The organism is Galbibacter kalidii, assembly GCF_026241135.1.
Lineage (GTDB): Bacteria > Bacteroidota > Bacteroidia > Flavobacteriales > Flavobacteriaceae > Galbibacter.
Map to the genome: position 1 here is coordinate 157,768 of NZ_JAPFGA010000005.1, position 21,813 is coordinate 179,580.

The 21,813-nt window shown below is 42.9% G+C and carries 12 protein-coding genes; 5 read left to right on the top strand and 7 right to left on the bottom strand.

All coding sequences use genetic code 11. The features are described from left to right. Nucleotides 1–170: 170 nt before the first annotated feature. Both OOZ15_RS07520 and OOZ15_RS07525 read left to right on the top strand, forming a co-directional pair. A complete protein-coding gene (locus OOZ15_RS07520) occupies nucleotides 171–650 on the top strand; it encodes a GNAT family N-acetyltransferase (RefSeq protein ID WP_265955478.1) in 480 nt (159 codons plus the stop codon). Continuing rightward, the gene (locus tag OOZ15_RS07525; RefSeq protein WP_265955479.1) at nucleotides 643–1,200 is read left to right on the top strand and encodes a dihydrofolate reductase family protein; all 558 of its coding nucleotides are present in this window, start codon (nucleotides 643–645) and stop codon (nucleotides 1,198–1,200) included. The genes OOZ15_RS07520 and OOZ15_RS07525 overlap by 8 nt, the downstream gene beginning before the upstream one ends. Nucleotides 1,201–1,343: 143 nt before the next feature. Here the strand turns inward: OOZ15_RS07525 and OOZ15_RS07530 are convergent, their stop codons facing one another. The 7 genes from OOZ15_RS07530 to OOZ15_RS07560 all read right to left on the bottom strand — a co-directional run bounded on the left by OOZ15_RS07530 (nucleotide 1,344) and on the right by OOZ15_RS07560 (nucleotide 13,375). Next, nucleotides 1,344–2,912: a 3-keto-disaccharide hydrolase gene (locus tag OOZ15_RS07530; protein ID WP_265955481.1), complete on the bottom strand. Its 1,569-nt coding sequence runs from the start codon at nucleotides 2,910–2,912 to the stop codon at nucleotides 1,344–1,346. 198 nt (nucleotides 2,913–3,110) lie between these two features. Further along, nucleotides 3,111–6,080: a glycoside hydrolase family 2 protein gene (locus OOZ15_RS07535; protein ID WP_265955483.1), complete on the bottom strand. Its 2,970-nt coding sequence runs from the start codon at nucleotides 6,078–6,080 to the stop codon at nucleotides 3,111–3,113. Nucleotides 6,081–6,109: 29 nt separating this feature from the next. Further along, nucleotides 6,110–8,551 carry a glycoside hydrolase family 2 TIM barrel-domain containing protein gene (locus tag OOZ15_RS07540; RefSeq protein WP_265955485.1) on the bottom strand — a complete coding sequence of 814 codons (2,442 nt, stop codon included), beginning with the start codon at nucleotides 8,549–8,551 and terminating at the stop codon, nucleotides 6,110–6,112. 75 nt (nucleotides 8,552–8,626) lie between these two features. Continuing rightward, nucleotides 8,627–9,661: a glycoside hydrolase family 53 protein gene (locus OOZ15_RS07545; protein ID WP_265955487.1), complete on the bottom strand. Its 1,035-nt coding sequence runs from the start codon at nucleotides 9,659–9,661 to the stop codon at nucleotides 8,627–8,629. 49 nt (nucleotides 9,662–9,710) lie between these two features. Further along, on the bottom strand, nucleotides 9,711–11,276 hold the full coding sequence (locus OOZ15_RS07550) for a carboxylesterase/lipase family protein (RefSeq protein WP_265955488.1): 1,566 nt from the start codon (nucleotides 11,274–11,276) through the stop codon (nucleotides 9,711–9,713). A gap of 159 nt (nucleotides 11,277–11,435) precedes the next feature. Beyond that, nucleotides 11,436–12,431, bottom strand: a complete 996-nt coding sequence (locus OOZ15_RS07555) for an alpha/beta fold hydrolase (protein ID WP_265955490.1) — start codon at nucleotides 12,429–12,431, stop codon at nucleotides 11,436–11,438. A gap of 56 nt (nucleotides 12,432–12,487) precedes the next feature. Continuing rightward, entirely contained in the window at nucleotides 12,488–13,375 is an 888-nt protein-coding gene (locus OOZ15_RS07560; protein ID WP_265955492.1) for a helix-turn-helix domain-containing protein, read from the bottom strand. A gap of 237 nt (nucleotides 13,376–13,612) precedes the next feature. On the opposite strand from OOZ15_RS07560, the gene OOZ15_RS07565 reads away from it, so the two are divergent. The 3 genes from OOZ15_RS07565 (at nucleotide 13,613) to OOZ15_RS07575 (ending at nucleotide 21,483) form a co-directional block, all read left to right on the top strand. After that, nucleotides 13,613–16,483: a DUF8487 domain-containing protein gene (locus OOZ15_RS07565; RefSeq protein WP_265955494.1), complete on the top strand. Its 2,871-nt coding sequence runs from the start codon at nucleotides 13,613–13,615 to the stop codon at nucleotides 16,481–16,483. A gap of 238 nt (nucleotides 16,484–16,721) precedes the next feature. Then, complete coding sequence (locus OOZ15_RS07570) at nucleotides 16,722–18,143, top strand: sugar porter family MFS transporter (protein ID WP_265955496.1); 1,422 nt, start codon at nucleotides 16,722–16,724, stop codon at nucleotides 18,141–18,143. Then, on the top strand, nucleotides 18,127–21,483 hold the full coding sequence (locus OOZ15_RS07575; RefSeq protein ID WP_265955498.1) for a DUF5107 domain-containing protein: 3,357 nt from the start codon (nucleotides 18,127–18,129) through the stop codon (nucleotides 21,481–21,483). Before OOZ15_RS07570 ends, OOZ15_RS07575 begins: the two co-directional genes overlap by 17 nt. The last annotated feature ends 330 nt before the right edge of the window (nucleotides 21,484–21,813 follow it).

Genomic DNA, 21,813 nt, shown 5'->3' on the forward strand with positions numbered 1-21,813 from the left:
AAAAGAGCTTACCGTAAAAAAAATAGGAACAAAAGAGTAGTTTTGTCATTGCAGGATTGATGATTCCATTGGGGGTATTGGGCGGCAGGATTATCCGTAGTGATGTCCATTGTACTTGCCTATCTATGTTTGACCATGCTTAACAGAAACAAAATTTAAATTTCAGTAAAATGAATATTATACAGTCTGAACATTTAACAGAAAAACAAAAAAAGAACATTATCGAACTTTGGAATGAAGAATATCCAGAGGCTTTATCCCTGTCAGATGTAAATGCATTTGATATTTATCTGGAAGGTCTGTCTGACAAGCATCATCTCTTGGTTATCAATGAAAAGACAGATGTTGTGGGTTGGCTTATTGATTTTATAAGGGATAATGAACGATGTTTTGCCATGTTGTTACATACATCACTTCAAGGAAAAGGATACGGTACTAAACTTTTGAATTTGGCCAAACAAACCAATTCAGAATTAAACGGTTGGGTCATTGACAATGATGAACAACAAAAGCAAAACGGGCAAAACTACAAGTCTCCCACCGGCTTTTATAAAAAGAACGATTTTGAAATAGTACCGGGTATTCAATCGAAAAAAAATGATATTAACGGAATAAAAGTAAGATGGCAAAAACCGAAAAATAATGAGTAAAATAATATTGGATTTAACGACGACTTTAGATGGGTATATCTCGGGACCAGATAGTGAAATCGACTGGATTGTGGAAGATGACAGTACGGATTTCGGAGATATTTTGTCCGAAATATTATCTGGTATTGATGCCATCTTTTATGGGCGGGTAAGTTATGAACTTTGGGGAAATTATCAGCCACCGGAACAAGCAAGTGCAAAATTAAAAGAGGCTTATGGTTTATTGCATAGCAAAACCAAATATGTTTTTTCAAAAACCATGGAAAGTGATCATACAAATGCTATATTCATCAAGTCTGATATTGAAAAGAGTGTTTTAGAAATAAAAAAGAACCAGAAAGGAAATATTTGGCTCTACGGTGGTGGGAAACTGATTACCACATTTATCAATTTAGGTTTGATCGATGTATACAGACTTTCGATTCAACCGGTTATTCTGGGAAATGGAATACCACTTTTTAAAGACATTACTCAGCAGGTTGGCTTGGAATTAATTGAAACAAAAAAATCAAAGTCAGGGGTTGTATTATTGATATATAGTAAGAAATAAAAATGTTGGATAATTTATCTCTATCTCAAGTCAAAATAACAAACTGATTTTCCTGTCATGTTAAAGTGCTGGGCATTAAAGAAGAGGGCAAAAGAGTAATATGTTTTGAACAATCATCTCCGTTTCTGTCGTTGATCCTTTTTTTACAATTCCCTGATCTTAATATTCCTATAGTACAATTCCGCATATTCGGATTGCAGAAGGATTTTTCCTCCTATCAGGCTTGAGTTCTCACCATAATTCACCACCACGCCATTGACAATATGCACGCATTTACCATTAAATGAAATTACCTCAACTTTATTCCATTCCCCATTAGGTTTTTCAGCGTCTTTCTTCTTCACGATCTGAGAGTGTTCATAGGGTGGATTTTGTTTACCATCTACCTGTATGGTACTGTATCCCAGCAGCCAGAAATCTCCGACATCACCCTCTTGAATCTGACATTCGACAGATTTTGGCCATATTCCGTCCTTTTCATCTTCAGGTATGTTGTAACAAATGCCGCTGTCCCGCTTCATAGTATCACGAGGAGGCCATTTCTTTTCACCCCACTTAAACTCCAGTTCGAAAACATAATTACCAAAGCTCCTCTCGGTCATGATGTACCCAAGTTCTTTCCCTAAATCGCGCAAAATACCATCTGATTTGACTGTAAAGATATTTTCCGGATCGTTATTTTTCCCCTTGGTCTCCAGCCATGAGTACCACCCGGTAAGGTCCTCCCCATTGAAAAGAGAAGTATATTCCTTTTCATTGAAAACCGGCTCAACGTTCTTGACAAGAAAAACATAATCATTGTAGTCACCATTGGCTGCTTCTTCCATACAAACCAGATAAGTATTATTTAACAATACATCCTGCTTGGTACGAACCGGATAAATACGCATAGCGTGTGCAGCATTTTCGGGATGGAATAAAATATTCCAAATGTCTTCAGAATATAGTGAATGTCCTGGACTAATGGCATAGAAACCAAACTTATCAACTCCGGGGTCAAAAGAAGTCCGACCCACGGCAACGGTTGGAAAAAGTATCTGGTGCTCGGGAAAATCATTGGCCTTAGACAGTATTCCTAACTGATGCTGAACAGGACCGGTTTTCGCCTGGGTGTAATACCCAAAGTTTAACGGAAAATCCGGCGAATATCTCGCAACGGGAATCATTTCCACACTTCCTGCGCCCGCCTTTTTAAATAAGGTTGGCGCCAGCTCTTCTCCTTGTAATTCAGGCCGAAGCTGGTTTGCCAATGTGGTCCATCCAACATCAATTTTATACCCCAAAGCATCCACTATATCGGCCAAAGGTGCTTCATTTTCACCTTCCAGTCCCTTTGTGCTAAGTCCTGTCAGCCTTATGGGAAGTTTTTGGTTTCTGCTTTCAATCTCTAAAACAGCCCCGGCCCTCCCAATAAAATGTTCAGAAGGTTCAAAAACTATCACAACAGCTTCCGTTTTCCCGGCAGTCACCTGCTGAGGTTTGTTGGAAAGTATCCTAAAGAAATTGTCTTTATCACTTTTAATCTGCAAAGAACTAATGCCTACCTTTCCTTTCTCGGAAGTGAGAAGAAGCGTATCGGGTCGGCTTGCAGAACCTTTAATGGCTGACAAAACTACTTCATATTTGTCGGTTGCGAGATTTTGTGATAGTAAAATATCGCAGGTGCTTAGCACAATTAAAAGTGTAAGCACAATTTTACAGGTTTTACGCATATCAGTTTTTTTATTTGTTGTTAATGAGAGTAAATCTTATCCTGGTCTTGTGAAGGTAAATCAAGATAAAACTACTATAACTATTTAGGACTAACAATACGGTGCTTAAGTATATTGTTTTCATCTGCTTGTTTTATTTACAATTGATTACATGTATGGGAATCGCCATTTACATCCTTCAGCACAGGAATAAAGGAATTATTTCTCATATACCTCAATTTCAACAATGCTCAATATGCCTTCAGGCGTCTCCTCTTCTCTGAAACCATCCTTTACAAAATCTTTCTGCCCGGTTATTTCCACGATGTTATAGGCGTCTTCATTGATCGTCGTCCCTATCAATTTCACTGTAAGGCTCTTACCTGAGACAGGTTCGAAAGGGAAGGTTACGTAGCCCAGGCTTCTCGGGGTTTTTCCTTTGAATACTACCTCATCGTCTACTTTTATTTCGACGGGATAGCTTCTGCGTCTCCAGGAATTCAATTTCATGACAACCTCACTTACCTGATAGGTGGAGTCGAAATCATATTTTATCCATCCTTTTTCAACAATGCTATTATTGGACCAATTGGTCATTTCATTGTCATCGAAACTCATGTGAGCCTGATCACTGTTTAGTCCGGCTGTAGCTGAAACGATGTTTACCGGATTTCGGGTGACTGTATAAGAAGGAGTCTGAGGTGTAGGTCCCTTATCCAGATTGGAAGGAAGATTCTCCCCTGGAATCATTTCAGAAAGCCCAAAATCGACAGGTATTGGCAACGTCTCCAATTCTAATGAAGCTCTTTTAAGTCCTTTTGATTTAGCCTTTAAAGTTATTTTACCAGACTCAGTAGTAGATATTATTATCACTCTGTTCACGCCCAGCTCTACCGGAAGGTTTTTGGCCAGAATGTAGTTGTCCGGCCCCTTGGCAATACCTCCCCGCCATTCTGCAGGACCTTCTAAAGTAAAGTCTATCTCATTAAAAGCAACAGGATTTCTGCGGCCTTCTTTATCCACAACCTCTACTTCAATCAGCGCCATATCTGCCCCATCCGCTTTGAATCCATTAGGATCCGTTATCGCTTTTAAGCGAATAGCAGCTGGTTCGCCTGCTGTAACATTTTCATCCTCGCAGATTACTTTGCCCGATTTGTCATAACCTACTGCCTTGACAGCACCTGATTCCCATTTGATGTCTTTGAATGTAAACAGGAAGTGATAACTTCTTTCACCAAATCCTTGCGACTGACCGTTGACAAACAGCTCCACACTGTCAGCTGAGGACACAGCAAACATGTCTTTTACGATTCCTTTCTTATAGTTCCAATGTCCCAACAGGTGAACAGATGGATTTTCCGTATCTACCCAGCCATCCCATATCACCTGATGCGCGAAAAAACCGTCTTTTGGAATCCTCATCGGGTCGGCTTCACCGCTTCTCCGGTAGTTTTCAGCGCCCCGGTAATGGGTATTGGTATCGGTAAAAATAATATTGACCCCACCGGAACTCACTCTTTTGCCCGTTCCGGGTCTTTCCCGCCAGTAGTCATGCCATCGTATTACATTTTCAATCGCGTGGGAATCCTGGTTCCGGTTGTATTCACTGGCTTCATTACCTTTATAAAACGGCCCATCCCCATCTTTGTGATAGGGTGGACTATACTCATCCCAGTATTTTCTCAACCCCTCATCTCTGGAATATTCCATAGCCCACATAGGTATATCCGCACTTTTGTTGATGTATAACATCTCCCCACCGTACTCTGCTACTTCACTGTCCAGCATTTCACGACAACCAGCCGCCCGGCCTCCATACGGATCATACTGATCCCGAATATTTTTAAGGTCCTGCATGTGTGCTTCGCTGATATTTTCATTGCCCCCCTCGTAAAAAATAATACTTGGATTATTCCTGTTATAGATGATGGCATCTCTCATCAGCTCAACTCTTTGTTCCCATTGTCTTCCACTGGCGTCCTTTTCCGCATCCCCCGCAGGCATGGCTTGTAAAAGTCCCACCCGGTCGCATGATTCGACATCCTGCTTCCAGGGTGTTACATGCATCCACCTTACGAGGTTGGCATTGCTTTCCACCATAAGCTTATTGCTGTAATCGCTCAGCCAGGCAGGCACACTCATACCCACGGCAGGCCATTCATTGCTGGTACGCTGGGCATACCCTTTCATCATGATCACCCGGTCGTTCAGCTTTATCATTCCATGGGTAAATTCCGTTTTCCTAAAACCTGTCCGCGTCTTTACCTCGTCGACGACTTTTCCATCAATTTTCAGCCTGGTATATATATCATACAAATATCCATACCCCCAGCTCCAGAAGTTGAGCCCTTCTACTTCAGTTTCAGCTCTGGCAGTTGCCATACCTCCGGGTGAAACGGTGACATTGTTTCCTTCCATAACCTTGATGATCTGCCCCTCCATGTCGCGTATCTCCACTTCGTACTGGAACGCCTTGGCTTCCGGATACTCATTTTTCACCTGCGATTCCGCCGTTATCAGCGCTTTCCTTCCTGGAATATCAAAATCCCGGGCATAAACATATACCCCGGTTGTCCCTAGTGTAGCATAAAGAGGAAGTGTTTGATACAGTCTGTCTGAAACATGCAGGTACACATTTTTGGGAATTCCGCCATAGTTGGCATTGAAATTATCATTGTTCCACTGGTGCTTTGTGTTGGTATGAAGCTCACGGTAATCCCAGGAATTGTCTATCCGGACGGCGATGGTATTTTCCCCGGAACCGAATGCTATCGATTCGCTGATGTCAAAACCAAAAGCCATGACGCCATTATCATGATGGCCTATGAACTTGCCGTTAAGATAAAAATCGCCTCCCTGCCTGATGCCTTCAAATTCCAGGAAAATCTTCTGTCCACTATAGTGTTCAGGTACAGTAAACGTTTTGCGATACCATGCAATCCCGGTACTGAGGTGGTGGATATCTATTTTAAATGCCTCGTCTTCATTCCAGGCGTATGGAAGCGTCACGTTTTCCCACTGGCTGTCGTCAAAATCGATTGATTCAGCGTCTTCAGGATCACCAACGTAGACTTTCCATTCCGAATTGAAATTATACTTTTTACGCAGAGGCTCTTCCTGAATGCTCTGTGATATGCCTTGAATAGTGAAAAGGCAAATAAATACTGTGATTAATTCAATTCTCATCAAACTTATTTTTTTAAGACTCATGGCAACTATCGGACATCAATGGTCATTTCCACCGGCTCAAGCCAGGGAGAAGTAAACTTCACATTCACCTTTCCTTCTTCTCCGGTAGCTTTGATGTAAGCAAGCATCCTTCCGTGATAAACCCGGTGTTCATTATCGGTGTAGTCACTCATATCCCGGTTGTTGCTGGCTTCAAGACCAAGCAACTCTGCAGGACCATCGATCTGACAGGCAACTTCATTATCCGACAGCATCACGGGAATACCGTTCTCGTCTACTACCTGGATTGCTATTTGCGCCAGGCCTCCATCTTTGCTAATCTCTTTCTCTCCGCTGATAATGGAAATTGCATGAGGAGCTTGTGAAGTCTGTATGGCGTATCGTGCTATTTCATTGTTACTTTCATCAAGACCGATTACTTCCAGTTTTCCCTGACGGAAAGGAATATCCCAATGGATCACTCCCGTTTGCTGATCATAATTTTTCGTTTCTCCGACCACCTCACCATTTAACTCCAGCCGGGCCTTTGATGCATTCGTATAACATACTACCCGTATGGTTTGATCTTCATCATAATTCCAGATAGGCCATGCGTCAATTGAAAGCCTGTTCCTCCCTTTTGCGGCACTAGCCGGATAAGTACCTATGTAGGCCATTGGCTTATCTGACCACAGAGACTGCCGGAAGTAGCCCCTCGGTTTAATAAAGCCGCCAAAATCCAGTAATCCGGAATAAAACCCTCTGGATGGCCACCTTCCGGACTCTCCCAGGTAATCGATTCCTGTCCAGAGAAACTGACCAAAAATGTGATCGTTCTCTGTCACCGCTTCCCATGCTTTTAAATCGTGTCTGTTTTCACTTCCAAAGATCACTCGTCCGGGATACTTCTCGTGATCTGATGCATACCGCTTTTCCGTGTAATTGTAGCCGGTAATATCCAATGCGGAAGGATATTCGGTTTCATTTGACATGGCTACACCCGCTAAACCAGCTGTAACGGGGCGGGAAGTATCATGGCTTTTCACTACGGCTACCAGTTTTTTGGCAATTGTCCCCAGCTGCGTGGCGTCCGGTGCATCCTTTTTATAACCGCCAAAAATCGGCTGTGTAAAACCGTCTTCTACATTACCATCTAACACGGGATGAGAATAAGGATCATTTGGGTAATCCACTTCATTGCCGATGCTCCAGGCAAAAATGGAAATATGATTGCGGTCTCTCCGGACCATGTCCGCAAGGTCCTGCTCTGCCCATTCTTCAAAAAAATCAAAAGAGCCCTCAAATCCTGGTGTACCGACATTCCAACCTTCGAGCCATTTCCGTTTCGGAAATTTCCATTCATCAAAGGCTTCATTTAAAACAAGCATTCCAAGCTCATCACACAACTCATAAAGGTCTGGCGCCTGCGGATTATGGCTGGTGCGGATGGCATTTACTCCTATTTCCTTTAAGGTAAGCAGTCTCCTTTTCCATACTTCGCGTGGTACAGCCGAGCCTAGCACCCCTGCATCGTGATGAAGACATACTCCTTTGACCTTCATCCAGTTTTCGTTAAGGGCAAAACCTTTATCGGGATCGAAAGTGAGTGACCGGAACCCCATTGTTGTTATCGTTTCATCAATCACTTTTCCATCTTTAAGCAATGACGTTTTCAGACGGTAAAGGTCAGGGCTGTCGATACTCCACAATTGTAGATTTCTTACTTTTATATCTAGCGAAACCTTACTTTCCTCCCTTGCCGGTACCAAAAGTTTATCATCACTTTTACCTACTACTTTTCCTTCCGGAGAAACGAGTTCATGCCTCACGATCAGGTTGCTGTTTTCCTCTGACTCATTTTTTATCTCCACCGCTAATTTCAGGGTCCCTTGTTTGGTATTAACATTTTCAGGATAAGCAAAAACGCCCCATTGTGCGATGTGAACGGGATTAGCATAAACCATCCATACATCCCGGTAAATGCCAGATCCGGTATACCATCGTGAGTCTGCGTCACGGCTGTGGTCTACCCGAACTGCTATGACATTATCCTTGCCCGGTTTTATATAGGGTGTCGCATCATACATAAAGGAGATGTATCCATTAGGACGTTTCCCTAACAGGTGACCATTGATATAAACTTCGCTACGATTATAGACCCCTTCAAAATATAAAAACACCTTTTCTCCCCGTCTTTCTTCGGGAATGTTAATGGATTTTCTGTACCAGCCTATGCCCCCGGGAAGATAACCCATGGCACTGGCCAATGTGGGGCTTAAATGTTGCTCAACACTCCAGTCATGAGGCAAATCTATGCTTTGCCACTTTTCATCATCAAAATCTACCTCCTGCACCCCCTCCACATCGTTGAGCTCGAACTTCCATTGATCATTGATATTAACCGGCTCACCAAAAGAAACCTGAGCAACAGACCGGTAGGAAAAAAGCAAGATAATTACTAAAAAAAGCAATTGATATTTATATTCCATTAGCTTAAATTGTTTAAAACCATATATTTGCAAAAATGATTACCCTATGAGCAACATCTCTGTCAAAAACCCCGGTCAATGACGAGTGTATTTATCAAAAACCGTAATAACAGGCAGGACATTACCTTCTTTATCAAAGAAGCCCCTGGTGCCCCATCGGCCAACGGCAGGTTCCCACCAAAAAATGCCTTTGCCTCTATTGTCAGGAGTATTCAGGACAATTTCGTTAACCTCCTCCAGGAACTCTTTTTGCCCTTCCGGAGACTCCTCGAAGGGAGCCGCTTTTTCTTTATACTCGGCCGGTGCCCAATTATATGCTACTTCCACTAAGATGATATCTTTTTTATATTCAGTAGCCATAAAATACATATTTTCCTTTAAATCAAGTAATGAGCCATGCCACCAGGGATAATACGACTGACCTATTATATCATACCGGATATTATACGTATGAAATTTGTCATACCAGTTTTTGGTAAATTCTTTATTTCCCCCTCTATCAATATGGACCATTAATCGTGGACATGGCTGGTCACCACAACTTGCTAAAACACCGTTGACACCAGCCTGCATGAGTTGAGCAAAGTTGTCCCAGTTATCGGGTAATTTTCCATGAGGCCACAAAAAACCATTACTAATTTCATTACCAACCTGTACCATATCGGGATAGACTAATGAATCTTTAAAAGCGGTCATGGTCTCCAGTGTGTAATCATAAACTGCTTTCACCAGTTCATCAAATGGCAGGTTCTGCCAAGCTTTAGGAAGGTACTGCTTGCTTGGGTCAGCCCAGGTGTCGGAATAGTGAAAATCCAACAAGAATTTGTATCCCATTTGTTTGGCTTCTTTAGCTAATGCTATGGTGTACTCAAGATTATTAGGAAGCCTGTCCGGTGAATGGAACAAGCGCAAACGTATCCAGTTGTACCCGTGGTCCTTGAAAATTTCAAGGCCGGGTTTGGTTACTCCGTTTTCTTTAAATTCAGAACCATTGTCTTCTGACATTTTTAAGAATGAGAGGTCAGCGCCAATGGCATAATCCTGGGCATTGACCGGAAGAAGCCCTGTCAATAAGATTAAGACGATAAATAAATAGTGTTTATATTTCATGTGTTTAAAATTTAGCATTAGGCTTGGAATTGCTACTGATTTCTAAAGGTTAATTGGCCCAGGTTTTACCCTCGGGAGTCAACCTCCATTTGAAATAGGCATCCAAGACTTTCATCGATTTCTCACTTGGAACAGGTCCCACATGAGGGTCTGCATCTAAATACATTACTTCAGGGTTTGCATCACTGAATGGTGGCCATTCTGGCACCCCTTCTCCATTTGGGTCGCCATATTTGGCAAAGTTGGTCCAATAGGTACCCATTATTTCAGAAAGATCCAGATCTGATTGGGTGAGATCGTCAGGCTTTAGGGTGTCCAGCGTCATAAAGGCATAAGCAACCTCCTGTCCATGAGGTGATCCCATACCATGCTTTGGAGAATCTTCGGGGTATTCCGGATGCTGGTCGAAATAGTAATAAAAAACGTTGGACTTTCCCGTTTGAGACTGCAAACGTGCCCAAATCCAGGTTTGCCATCCAAAGGCAGCATCGCGGTTTAAATCACGAGCTGTTTTGGGAATACGCTCTTTACCAACTGGATAAACAGATAATAGTGTGTCCGCAAATTTCCCATAACGCTTTTGAACACCTGCGACAAATTCCTCAGGTGAGTTAGTACGGGTAAAACTGATCCCTTCGTCTGAATTATATCCAATCATTACAGGAACGTCATTGTAATCTCCATTTTCGTATAGTTTGGACTGAACATCGGGAATTACATAGCCGTCGGTAATAGGCCACCCGCCTCCCATACCAAACCCCATTGGCAAACTGTCCGGTGGTAACTTTCGCAATTCTGTAATAGAAGAAAACCCTGTTTTTTGAAGATATGATTCCCCATCGCCTTCAGCCTGTTGAAGTGTTTTCATGTTTTCTCCGGGATAAGTGGTTGGACGGGTAGGGCCAAACGACCCACCGCTTTGAGAGATAGCCCCCTGAAATAACCCCTTGGCCAAAGGTGATGCACACAACATGCTCACGGATATTCCGCCAGCTGATTCACCAAAAATGGTCACTTTGTCGGGATCACCGCCAAAAGCAGCTATATTTTTCTGTATCCACTGAAGACCTGCAATCTGATCGAGCAAACCATAGTTCCCTGATACTTTGTTAGCATTTTCTGCACTTAATTCAGGATGGGCCAAAAAACCAAGTTGACCAACGCGGTATGCTACTGTAACCACTACAACTCCTTTTTCTGCGAGTTTTACGCCACTGCAAACGGGATCTGCTGTCGTTCCAACAGAAAATCCACCACCATAGATCCATACCATTACCGGCAGCTTTTCCTGATCCGATTTTGCCGGTGTCCATACATTCAGGTATAAGCAATCTTCGCTTTTACCAGATCGTGGATTACCGCCCTGATAGGGTGAAGGAGCATATTCCGTCGCCTGCTTTACTCCCTTCCATTTTTCAGCAGGAAGCGGGGCTTTCCAGCGCTGGTCACCAACAGGGGGAGCCGCGAATGGAATGCCTTTAAAAACACGTAAACCATTTTCTAATGTTCCCTGTAAAATTCCCTCTTCAACTTCAACCTGGGCAGGATGCTGTGTTGAACAAGAGAATACAGATACTGATACAACTAATAAAAATAATAGACTTCCTCGTTTCATCTGTTTAAAATTTTTTGATTTCTGAATGTTCAAAAAATTTAAATACATTCAGGAACTCTCATGAACTTATTTTAATCATCACTCTGCGTGAAATTTTTGATTAAAAAAGTTCATGGTCGTTTCATTTTTTTTCTTTCAATCTTTAATGTGAGCAAAGCACTATTGCTTTAATCCGTACAAAAACCCATTTAAAACTTCTACTGTTCGTTCCAGTTGATCATGATGCAGATTGTGTCCGGCGTCATCGATGTGTACGAGCTTACCATTCTGCATCACACTGACCGCTTCCTTATGTACTTTGCGCTGCTCTGGCGAGGCGTCAGCTTTAAGAATAAGGGCTGGTACAAGGATCTTTGCCAGCGATTCGCCGGTTCTCATCGTTCCCGACATGGCCTGCCATGTTTCATCTGAATAGGCGCCGTGATATTGTTTTTTTGAGAGCGCCCAATATTGGCAATCCACCAAATCCCATTTTGGTGTGTTGATTTTGCAAGTCTCTACCAGTTTTTCATAATTGTAATTATTTTGCGCTACTAAGGTTTCAGGAGGGCCAAACATACTTACTGAAAGGGGTTCCGGTTCCTGCTTCTCACTTTTTGCCTCATTGCTTTCGGATTCCTTATCCGATGTATCGCGTTCTTCCGTATTTCGCCGTGGGCGTGGACCTCTGGGCCCCAGACCGGGATCCAGCATGATAATTGCTTTCGCCAAATCAGGATACTCTGCACCAACCCGCATCACCGTAGCAGCGCCCATGGAATGTCCCATCAGGATAGGCTTTTCGAAGTTCATCGCACGCACGAACCCTACCACGTCTTTTACCAACGTGTTACCGTCATCGGCAGGGGTAAATGGATCTGACAGACCGTGCCCCCGGGCATCAAGCATATATATGTTGTATGAGTCCTGTAGCTTCCAGGTAAGCGTGGTCCAGCTAAGTCCGATATCCGTAACGCCATGAACCATCACGATAACCGGCTTTTCCGGTGCCGGAACGGCATGGTAATAGTGGATGCGAATTCCGTTTGCGTACACATAGCCGTCCGACCATCCGTCAGGGATCTCCGGGGTATCCTTGGCGTTTGCAATGGCAGGTAACAGGATCAATAGACCCAACATTCGCAAGTAGATGTAGATTTTTTTTGCTTTTTTCATATTAATTACTCCTTTCTGCTTTTTTAATTTAATTGTATAAACATTGTTCACTTGAATTATCTCTTATAGTCTTTTTTATATTTTGAAGGTGAAAGTCCCAAAACCTGTTTGAACATTCTGGAAAAATAAAAGGGATCGGTAAATCCCAGGGCATTGGCAATTTCCTTTACATTCATATTGGTAAAGTACAGGTACTGACAGGATTTCTGAATTTTCAGATGGATAAAATATTTGATCGGAGATGTTCCGGTTGCTGTTTTAAATAACTCCGAATAACGTGATACCGATAGAAACTGTTCAGACGCCAGGTCATTGACGGAAAGCGATTTGTCAATATGCTTTTTCATGAAATTTATGGATTCATTCACCGGGTTTTTCCGCTCTGTCGGATCATTGGTCCGGGATTGATAAATAAAGGAACTTATATAATGTAAAAGATATATGTTGGAGAGCTCCAGAGAGGCGTCATCAAAGCTGTTTTCCAAAAGTTTGATCATTTTTAAGAACAATTCTGTTCTCTGCTCGTCGTAAGGAATTTTGATCGTTTTTTCCGAATTGTATTTCAATAACCTTTCGTATATTGAATCAGCATTGTTTCCGATAAAGTGAATCCAGTAAATACTCCATGGATTGGATAGGGAACTTTTATAATGATGTGGAATGCCAACGGGAATAATAAAAAACTCGTTAGGTTGAAGTTCTAATTCTTCGTTCCCGATAAAAATAACTCCCTTCCCTTTCACACAATATAACAGGATATATTCGTCACACCCTTTTTTTCTTTCACGGTCGTGATAATTGGCAAAAGGGTAGTACCCGATAGCGGTTATATACAGGGAATTTATAATCGGGTTCACTTCAATTTTCTTCCTTACATCAGGAGGCAAGACGATCATCCTTTGACCTACAAAACCTTCTTTGATCTTCAGGGATTCATTGTCCATAATTAAGGGTACTTGACAGTTGGATTTATTTGTACAAGCTACGGAAAATTTGCTATTTGTTAAAATAAGATCATTGATTTTGATTGAAATTAAAATATAAAAGCTAAAAAATAATAAAATCGTAAAATAATCCATTTAATTGCTATGAATATCCATGTTGACGGGAAGGGAATGCCGTTAATTTTGTTAGCTAAACAGTTGAGGAAATACTGTAATTAACTAATCCAAAACAAACTTATGATAACACCTGATCGACAAAAAAGGATCAATGATATCAGGAATTTACTGCTGATATGGTGCTTTTCAGTATTATTTTTTTCCTGCAACACGAGGCATTCGGACACATTATCAAAACTGGATTTATCCGGAAAATGGGCATTCAGGATTGATTCCACGGATGTGGGGACCGATCAGCAGTGGTTTAATCAGGAATTCGAAGATGTTGTAACCCTTCCAGGCTCCATGACCACCAACGGAAAAGGGAATGATATAGGACTTTCCACGCCCTGGACGGGATCTTTTCTGGATTCCTCCTATTTTAAAGCTGCTTCCTATAAAAAATACAGGCAAGAGGGAAATATAAAGGTGCCTTTTTGGTTACAACCCGAAAAATATTACAAAGGGGTGGCGTGGTATCAGAAACAAATTGAGATCCCTTCCGACTGGAAAGGAAAATCCCTGGAGTTTAAAATAGAAAGGGGTCATTGGGAAACCATGGTATGGCTGGACGATCAACTCCTGGGAACTGAAAATAGCCTGGGAACACCTCAGGTATTTGAGCTCCCGGGAAATTTGGACCCCGGAACATATACGCTATCTGTTAAAGTGGACAACCGGGTCAAAGATATTGATGTAGGCATTAACTCCCACAGTATCTCAGACCACACACAATCCAACTGGAATGGTATGGTGGGGGAACTCTCCATAAAAGCAAAACCACTTGTCCATATCGAGGAAATGACCCTATACCCGGATGTAGATAAAAAGGAAGTGAATGTAAAACTTATCATTGCCAATGGATCGAGTAGCAAGCAGACCGTTAAGGCGCTGTTTAAAGTTACCGGCAGAGAAGAAAACCAGCCGAGGGAAGAAGCGGAAATCGCATTAGAAAAGGGAAAGAACAATTTTGAATTGAATTATGCCATGGGCGATTCCCCGGCTTTATGGGATGAGTTCACTCCCAATTTATACGAAATGTCCGTTCAATTAAATGGGGATGGTTTTGAAGACATCAGGAAAGAGCAATTCGGGATGCGAAAATTTGCAACCAAAGGCTCCCGGTTTACCATAAACAACAGGCTTACATTTATGAGGGGCACCCTGGAATGTGCCATATTCCCGAAAACGGGTTACCCGCCTACGGATAAGGAGGAATGGAAGCGGATCATAAATGTATGCAAGTCCTTTGGACTTAATCATATGCGCTTTCATTCCTGGTGTCCTCCCGAAGCAGCGTTTGATGCAGCAGACGAACTCGGATTCTACTTCCAGGTAGAATGTAGCTCATGGGCAAATTTTTCGACAACCATCGGCGACGGCTCTCCCCTGGACACCTATATCATGGAGGAAAGCGAGCGTATAATAAAGGCCTACGGAAATCATCCGTCGTTTTGTTTTATGGCCTATGGCAATGAGCCGGGAGGAAAACACCACAAGGAGTATCTGAGAGATTTTGTAGAGTACTGGAAAATAAAGGATCCCCGGCGACTATATACGACAGCCGCAGGATGGCCTGTGATCGATCAAAATGATTTTAACAGCACTTCAGATCCGCGTATTCAGGGATGGGGTCAGGGACTAAACAGTATTATCAATAAAGAAGCACCCAGCACGGATTATGACTGGAGCACCATCACATCGCAATGGGAACAACCGACCATTAGTCATGAAATAGGGCAGTGGTGCGTATATCCCAATTTTGAGGAAATATCGAAATATACCGGCGTACTCAAACCGAAGAATTTCGAAATATTTAAGGAACGGTTGTATGAAAACGGCTTGGGTGGGATGGAAAAGGACTTTTTAATGGCTTCCGGAAAATTACAGGTGCTCTGTTATAAGGCCGATATAGAAGCAGCACTTCGAACTCCGGGTTTTGGCGGTTTTCAGCTACTCGATTTACACGATTTTCCCGGGCAGGGAACCGCACTTGTTGGTGTGCTGGACCCGTTCTGGGAAGAAAAGGGATATATCAGTGCAGAAGAGTATAGCAGGTTTTGTAACTCTACAGTTCCTTTGGTGCGGTTATCCCAACGTGTTTTTGTCAATAGTGAATCCCTTGATGCTGCAATAGAAGTTGCACATTTTGGGGAAAAGGCTTTGAATGCCATTGTTCCGAAGTGGAAAATAAAACATTCCGATGGAGTGGTTTTTGCCCGAGGCGATTTACCGGAAACGGATATACCTCTTGGAAATGGAATTTCTCTGGGGAAAATACGTCATTCCTTATCCGGTATTCAGAAACCGGAAATGCTTACCCTTGAAGTATCAGTCAACGATTTTGTGAATTCCTGGACCATATGGGTCTATCCCGAAAAGCAGGATTTACAGGGAGAAAGTAAGGTTCGTATAGCCCGGCAACTGGGTGCAAAAGAGAAAAAATATCTCGAAGGCGGGGGCACATTGCTTCTGAGTCTCCCGAAAGGAAGCCTGAAATATGAAGCCGGTGGTGATATCGCCGTCGGGTTTTCCAGTATATTCTGGAATACGGCCTGGACCAATGGACAGGCCCCTCATACCCTGGGTATCCTTTGCGACCCGGAACATCCGGCGTTCGCCTATTTCCCTACGCAAAACCACAGCAATTGGCAATGGTGGGATGCCATGAGTCATTCAAATGCTATCCGGCTGGACCATTTAAGCAACGGTATTAAACCTGTTCTAAGAGTAATTGACGATTGGTTCACCTCCGAATCACTCGGATTGCTGGTAGAATGTAAGGTAGGCGAGGGAAAACTGCTTATTTCCGGTATAGACCTTATGAAAGATCAACAGAGCCGGCCGGAAGCCAGGCAGTTGTTATACAGTCTGGAACGCTACATGAACAGTGATGCGTTCACTCCTGAAACGCAGATAGCCTTTGATAAGGTCAAATCAATTCTAAAGTAAAATCAACAGATCGAGCAAAATCCGGATTGGTAATTGTACCCTCAAATTTATTTATTGTATTTTCCCAAATATGAATAACTGTACTGGAATTCGATATAAGATAATCCATTATTTTAAAAGGATATTCTATGTATAGAGAACTCCGAACAGTTTAAATTAGCAGGTATAAAAAGTAGTATACCGGGGATACTGTTATGGAGTTTTTCAACGGCTCCCTGTCAATTTTACGCTTAATAAAATGGCTATAAGCAATCGAAATTTCAACCTGAAATATGTTTATGCCCTTGCCCTTATCTCTGCGATGGGGGGGCTGCTCTTCGGATATGACTGGGTAGTGATAGGAGGAGCAAAACCCTTTTATGAATTGTTTTTTGGTATTACGGGGTCCGCTACTTTACAGGGGTGGGCAGTCAGCAGCGCATTGGTAGGGTGTATATTCGGGGCCATGGTTTCGGGGGTGGTCTCGGACACCATAGGTCGTAAATGGCCATTGATGGCGTCTGCATTGCTTTTTCTGGTTTCCGCATTTGGTTCGGGTTATGCGGATGGCTTTACTGTATTTATCATATACCGCCTGATCGGGGGGCTGGGAATAGGCTTGGCCTCTACCTTGTCACCCATGTATATTGCTGAAATTGCACCTTCCGCAAGAAGGGGAAGGCTTGTTTCCATAAATCAGCTCACTATTGTTATAGGGATATTGCTTGCACAAATCGTAAATTACCTGATTGCCGAACCTGTTCCTGCGGATTTCGAAGCTGCCGACCTCCTTTCTTCCTGGAACGGACAACAGGGCTGGAGATGGATGTTCTGGGCGGAAATGATCCCTGCCACTGTCTTTCTTTTCACCATGCTGCTTGTTCCGGAAAGTCCCCGGTTTATGGTCAAACATCATCAGTATCAGAGAGCCGGGCACATCTTAACGCGGATCGGCGGCGCGGATTATGCAAGGGAACAACTGGACAACATGAAGAAAACACTTGTCAAAGAAAAAAACAACCGGAGGGTTACTTTTTCCGAACTAAAGAAACCTAAACTTTTAACCATCCTGACCATAGGGGTGATCTTGGCTTTTTTTCAGCAGTGGTGCGGAATCAATGTTATCTTTAATTATGCCGATGAGATCTTTGCCGCCGCAGGTTACAATGTGGGAGATATGCTGTTTAATATTGTCATAACCGGCAGTGTTAACCTAGTATTTACATTGGTGGCCATGAATACCGTTGATAAATGGGGGCGCCGGAGGTTAATGCTATTCGGGGCATTAGGACTTACCTTGGTATATGCCATGCTCGGCAGTGCGTATTATTTCGGATTTTCCGGATGGCCCGTATTGCTTTTGGTGATAGTGGCCATAGCCATTTATGCTATGTCGCTCGCACCGATCACCTGGGTGATCCTTTCGGAGATCTTCCCGAATCGTTTAAGGGGACTGGCCATGTCCATAGCTACTTTTTCACTATGGGTGGCCTCGTTCACACTTACTTTTTCATTCCCGGTACTGAATAAAGGACTGGGATCTTATGGTACCTTTTGGCTGTACAGCCTCATATGCCTGGGAGGATATGTTTTTATCAAAAGGAAGCTTCCCGAAACCAAAGAAAAAAGCCTCGAAGAAATAGAGATTGAATTAACTGGAAAAAATGAGAACAGCAAATAAAGTAAAAGCCTGGAAAGCGAAAATTAACATTCCTACTTATGAAACGGGATCCCCTGAAAAATACCCTTTCTTTCTGGAAAAAAGAGTGTACCAGGGGAGTAGCGGGGTTGTTTATCCGAACCCGGTAATAGAACAGATATCCGATCATCCTGTAGCAAAAGAGTGGAATGTTATATACCTGGAAAACCAGTACCTGAAGATCATGGTGTTGCCGGAGTTGGGTGGGAGAATTCAAATGGCTTTTGATAAAATAAAGCAACGGCACTTTGTGTACTACAACCATGTTATAAAACCTGCCCTGGTTGGATTGACGGGTCCCTGGATCTCTGGGGGAATAGAATTTAACTGGCCGCAACACCACCGTCCCAGTACCTATGAACCCGTTGACTCCTGTATTGAGGAAAATACCGACGGTAGTGTGACGGTCTGGGTGAGTGAGACCGAACGCATGTCTAGGACGAAGGGAATGGCCGGATTTACCCTGTACCCGGACAAAGCTTATCTGGAAATAAAAGGGCGGGTTTACAATCGCACACCGCACCCCCAGACCTTTCTTTGGTGGGCCAATCCGGCCGTAGCGGTCAACGATCATTATCAATCGGTATTTCCTCCGGATGTTCATGCCGTATTTGATCACGGTAAGCGTGACGTTTCCGAATTTCCGATAGCTAGTGGGGAATATTATAAAGTGGATTATTCTCCTGGAACCGATATCTCCCGGTATAAAAATATTCCTGTCCCCACTTCCTATATGGCCATTACATCCAAATACGATTTTGTGGGGGGCTACGAAAATGACACCGAAGCAGGGCTTTTACATATTGCAGATCACCATATTTCACCCGGTAAAAAGCAGTGGACCTGGGGTAATGGAGATTTCGGGCATGCCTGGGACAGAAACCTCACAGAGACAGACGGCCCCTATATAGAGCTCATGTGCGGGGTCTATACCGACAATCAACCCGACTTCTCCTGGTTGCATCCCTATGAGGAAAAGAGCTTTCGTCAATATTTTATGCCTTATCACAGTGTGGGAGTCGTTAAAAATGCCACAAAGAATGCCTTGGTGAACATGGAAAAGGAAGGTGATAAAGTAGTTTTAAAAATATACGTAACAGCTGTTTACCCTGATAGTGATATAGTACTCTCAGCCAAAAAGGAAACCCTTTACAGGGAGCGGACAGATTTGAGACCGGAAAAAGGATATCAGGTCATGATAAACCTTCGGGGATACAAATTTCAAGAACTTGAATTCTGTCTTAGGGACGACCATGGTAATATACTCCTTACGTGGGTCCCCGAACCTGAAGAAAAGATTGCAATTCCCAAAGCGGCCAAAGCTGCAAAAGCTCCCGGTGATATTGTATCAACAGAACAATTATATCTAACCGGATTACATCTTGAACAATACCGTCATGCCACTTATAATCCAGAGGATTATTATAAGGAAGCTCTGTCCAGGGAACCCGGGGATGTGAGAAACAATAATGCAATGGGACTTTGGTATCTCAGGAGAGGGCGCTTTAGAAAGGCATTGAAATTCTTTGAGACGGCCATTGCAACACTCACAGACAGAAATCCGAACCCTTATGACGGGGAGGCATTTTTTAACAAGGGGATGTGCCTGAAATTTTTAGGGAACCTGGATAAATCTTACGAAGCCTTTTTCAAATCCTGCTGGAATGCGGCATGGCAGGATGCAGGGTACTTTAATCTTGCACAGATCTGTTGTAGGAACAGGGAAGAAAAGGCGCTGGAACTGGTACAAAAATCTCTTATTAGGAACTGGCACAATCACAAAGCCCGTCACCTTAAAGCCATTATATTGAGAAAACTTGGCCAATCGAAGGCCATCGAACAACTGATCAGTGAATCCCTGAAAATAGACCGGTTCAATTTTGGAATGCTTTTCGAAAAGTACCTGCTGAGCCTTGCGGAACAGGATCTGGAATATTTTAAATCGATGATGAGGGATTACGTTCACAATTACATAGAGTTGGCTATCGACTATGCTGAGGCCGGGGAGTATCTTTCGGCGATCAAAGTACTTGAATTGTATTCCGACGGAAAAAAGGAGTTTTACCCCATGGCAGCCTATTTTATGGCTTATTTCTACGCTAAAACAGGGCAACGGGAGAAATCCGATGCCTATTATAAAATCGCAGTAGAAATGCCTGTGGATTATTGCTTTCCGAACCGTTTGGAGGAGGTGGTTGTGCTCAAAACCGCTATAAAGGACAATCCGGAGGACAGTCATTCCCATTACTATCTGGGAAATTTCTGGTATGCTTCGAGACAGTACGATCACGCCAGGGAAGCCTGGGAAAAAGCGATTCGGTTAGATCCAGACAATGCCATTTGTCACCGAAACCTGGCCCTTTTATACTATAATAAGACCGATGAGAAGGATTTGGCACAGACACATCTGGAAGAAGCCTTTTCCATAGGTAAAAAAAATGCAAGGATACTCATGGAACTGGACCAGCTCTATAAAAAGAGAAACATTTCCGTTAAAACGCGGCTGCAATTGTTTGAACAGCACAGGGAACTCTGCAATTCAAGGGACGATACCTATCTGGAGCTTGCCACCTTGCACAATCTTCTCGATGATAGTGAGCGGGCGTTACATCTTATCGAATCGAGAAAATTCCATCCGTGGGAAGGAGGGGAAGGAAAGGTACCGTTTCAATACGTAACGGCAAAAATAGAAATAGCAAAAAAACTCATTATCCGTGGAGATTATCAGGAGGCTATTGCACATTTGGAGACAGCAAAGATATATCCGGAAAACCTGGGCGAGGGTAAATTGTTCGGAACTCAGGAAAACGACATTGATTATTGGCTCGGAATTGCCTGTGAAAAGCTCGGGGATACATCCGGGGCGGCAGAATATTTTAGAACGGCCTCTGTTGGCTTAAGTGATCCGAGCCCTGCAACGTTCTATAATGACCAGCAACCCGATAAAATATTCTACCAAGGGCTGGCCCTACTTAAACTGGGTAGTGAAAGGGAAGCCCGGGAGCGATTTGAAAAGTTGATCGCTTATGGGAAAGACCATGGGAATGATACCGTAAAAATAGATTACTTTGCTGTGTCTTTGCCAGACCTATTGATATTTGAGGAAGATCTCGATCAGAAGAATCGGGCTCACAGTCATTATCTGGAAGGTCTGGGGAATATGGGCCTGAAACAATGGGATACTGCAAAAAGGCATATGGAGCATGTCCTGAAGATGAATAATTCTCATACAGGGGCCAGAATACATTTAAACCTGTTGGCAAAGCGATCCTTTTTAGAGGGAGTCCTTCTCCTGAAAAACCGGACTGATTTTGGAATTTAAAGCAAACAGTCCCTTTCCGTAATTTTATAGTTTTTTTATTTGCGACTATACCATGAGAAATGGATAAATCGTAAAGGGACTGTTTTCCTGTAATCCCTTTCATAATCCTTTGATCGGTTTCCTTCGCTGACAAGACTGCACGTTCCATTTAGCCAAGGAAAGTTTGAAGAACTAATACATCGGGCTTGATAAGCTAAAAGAAAAAGCGATTGAAAGCCTAAATTCTGTCGTTTCAAAAATGGAAAGACATGGAGAAAATGGTTATTTCATGTTGACTTCTGGTGGAGATTATGAGGTGAGTTTAATTTTATTTGACATCTGGAACAAACG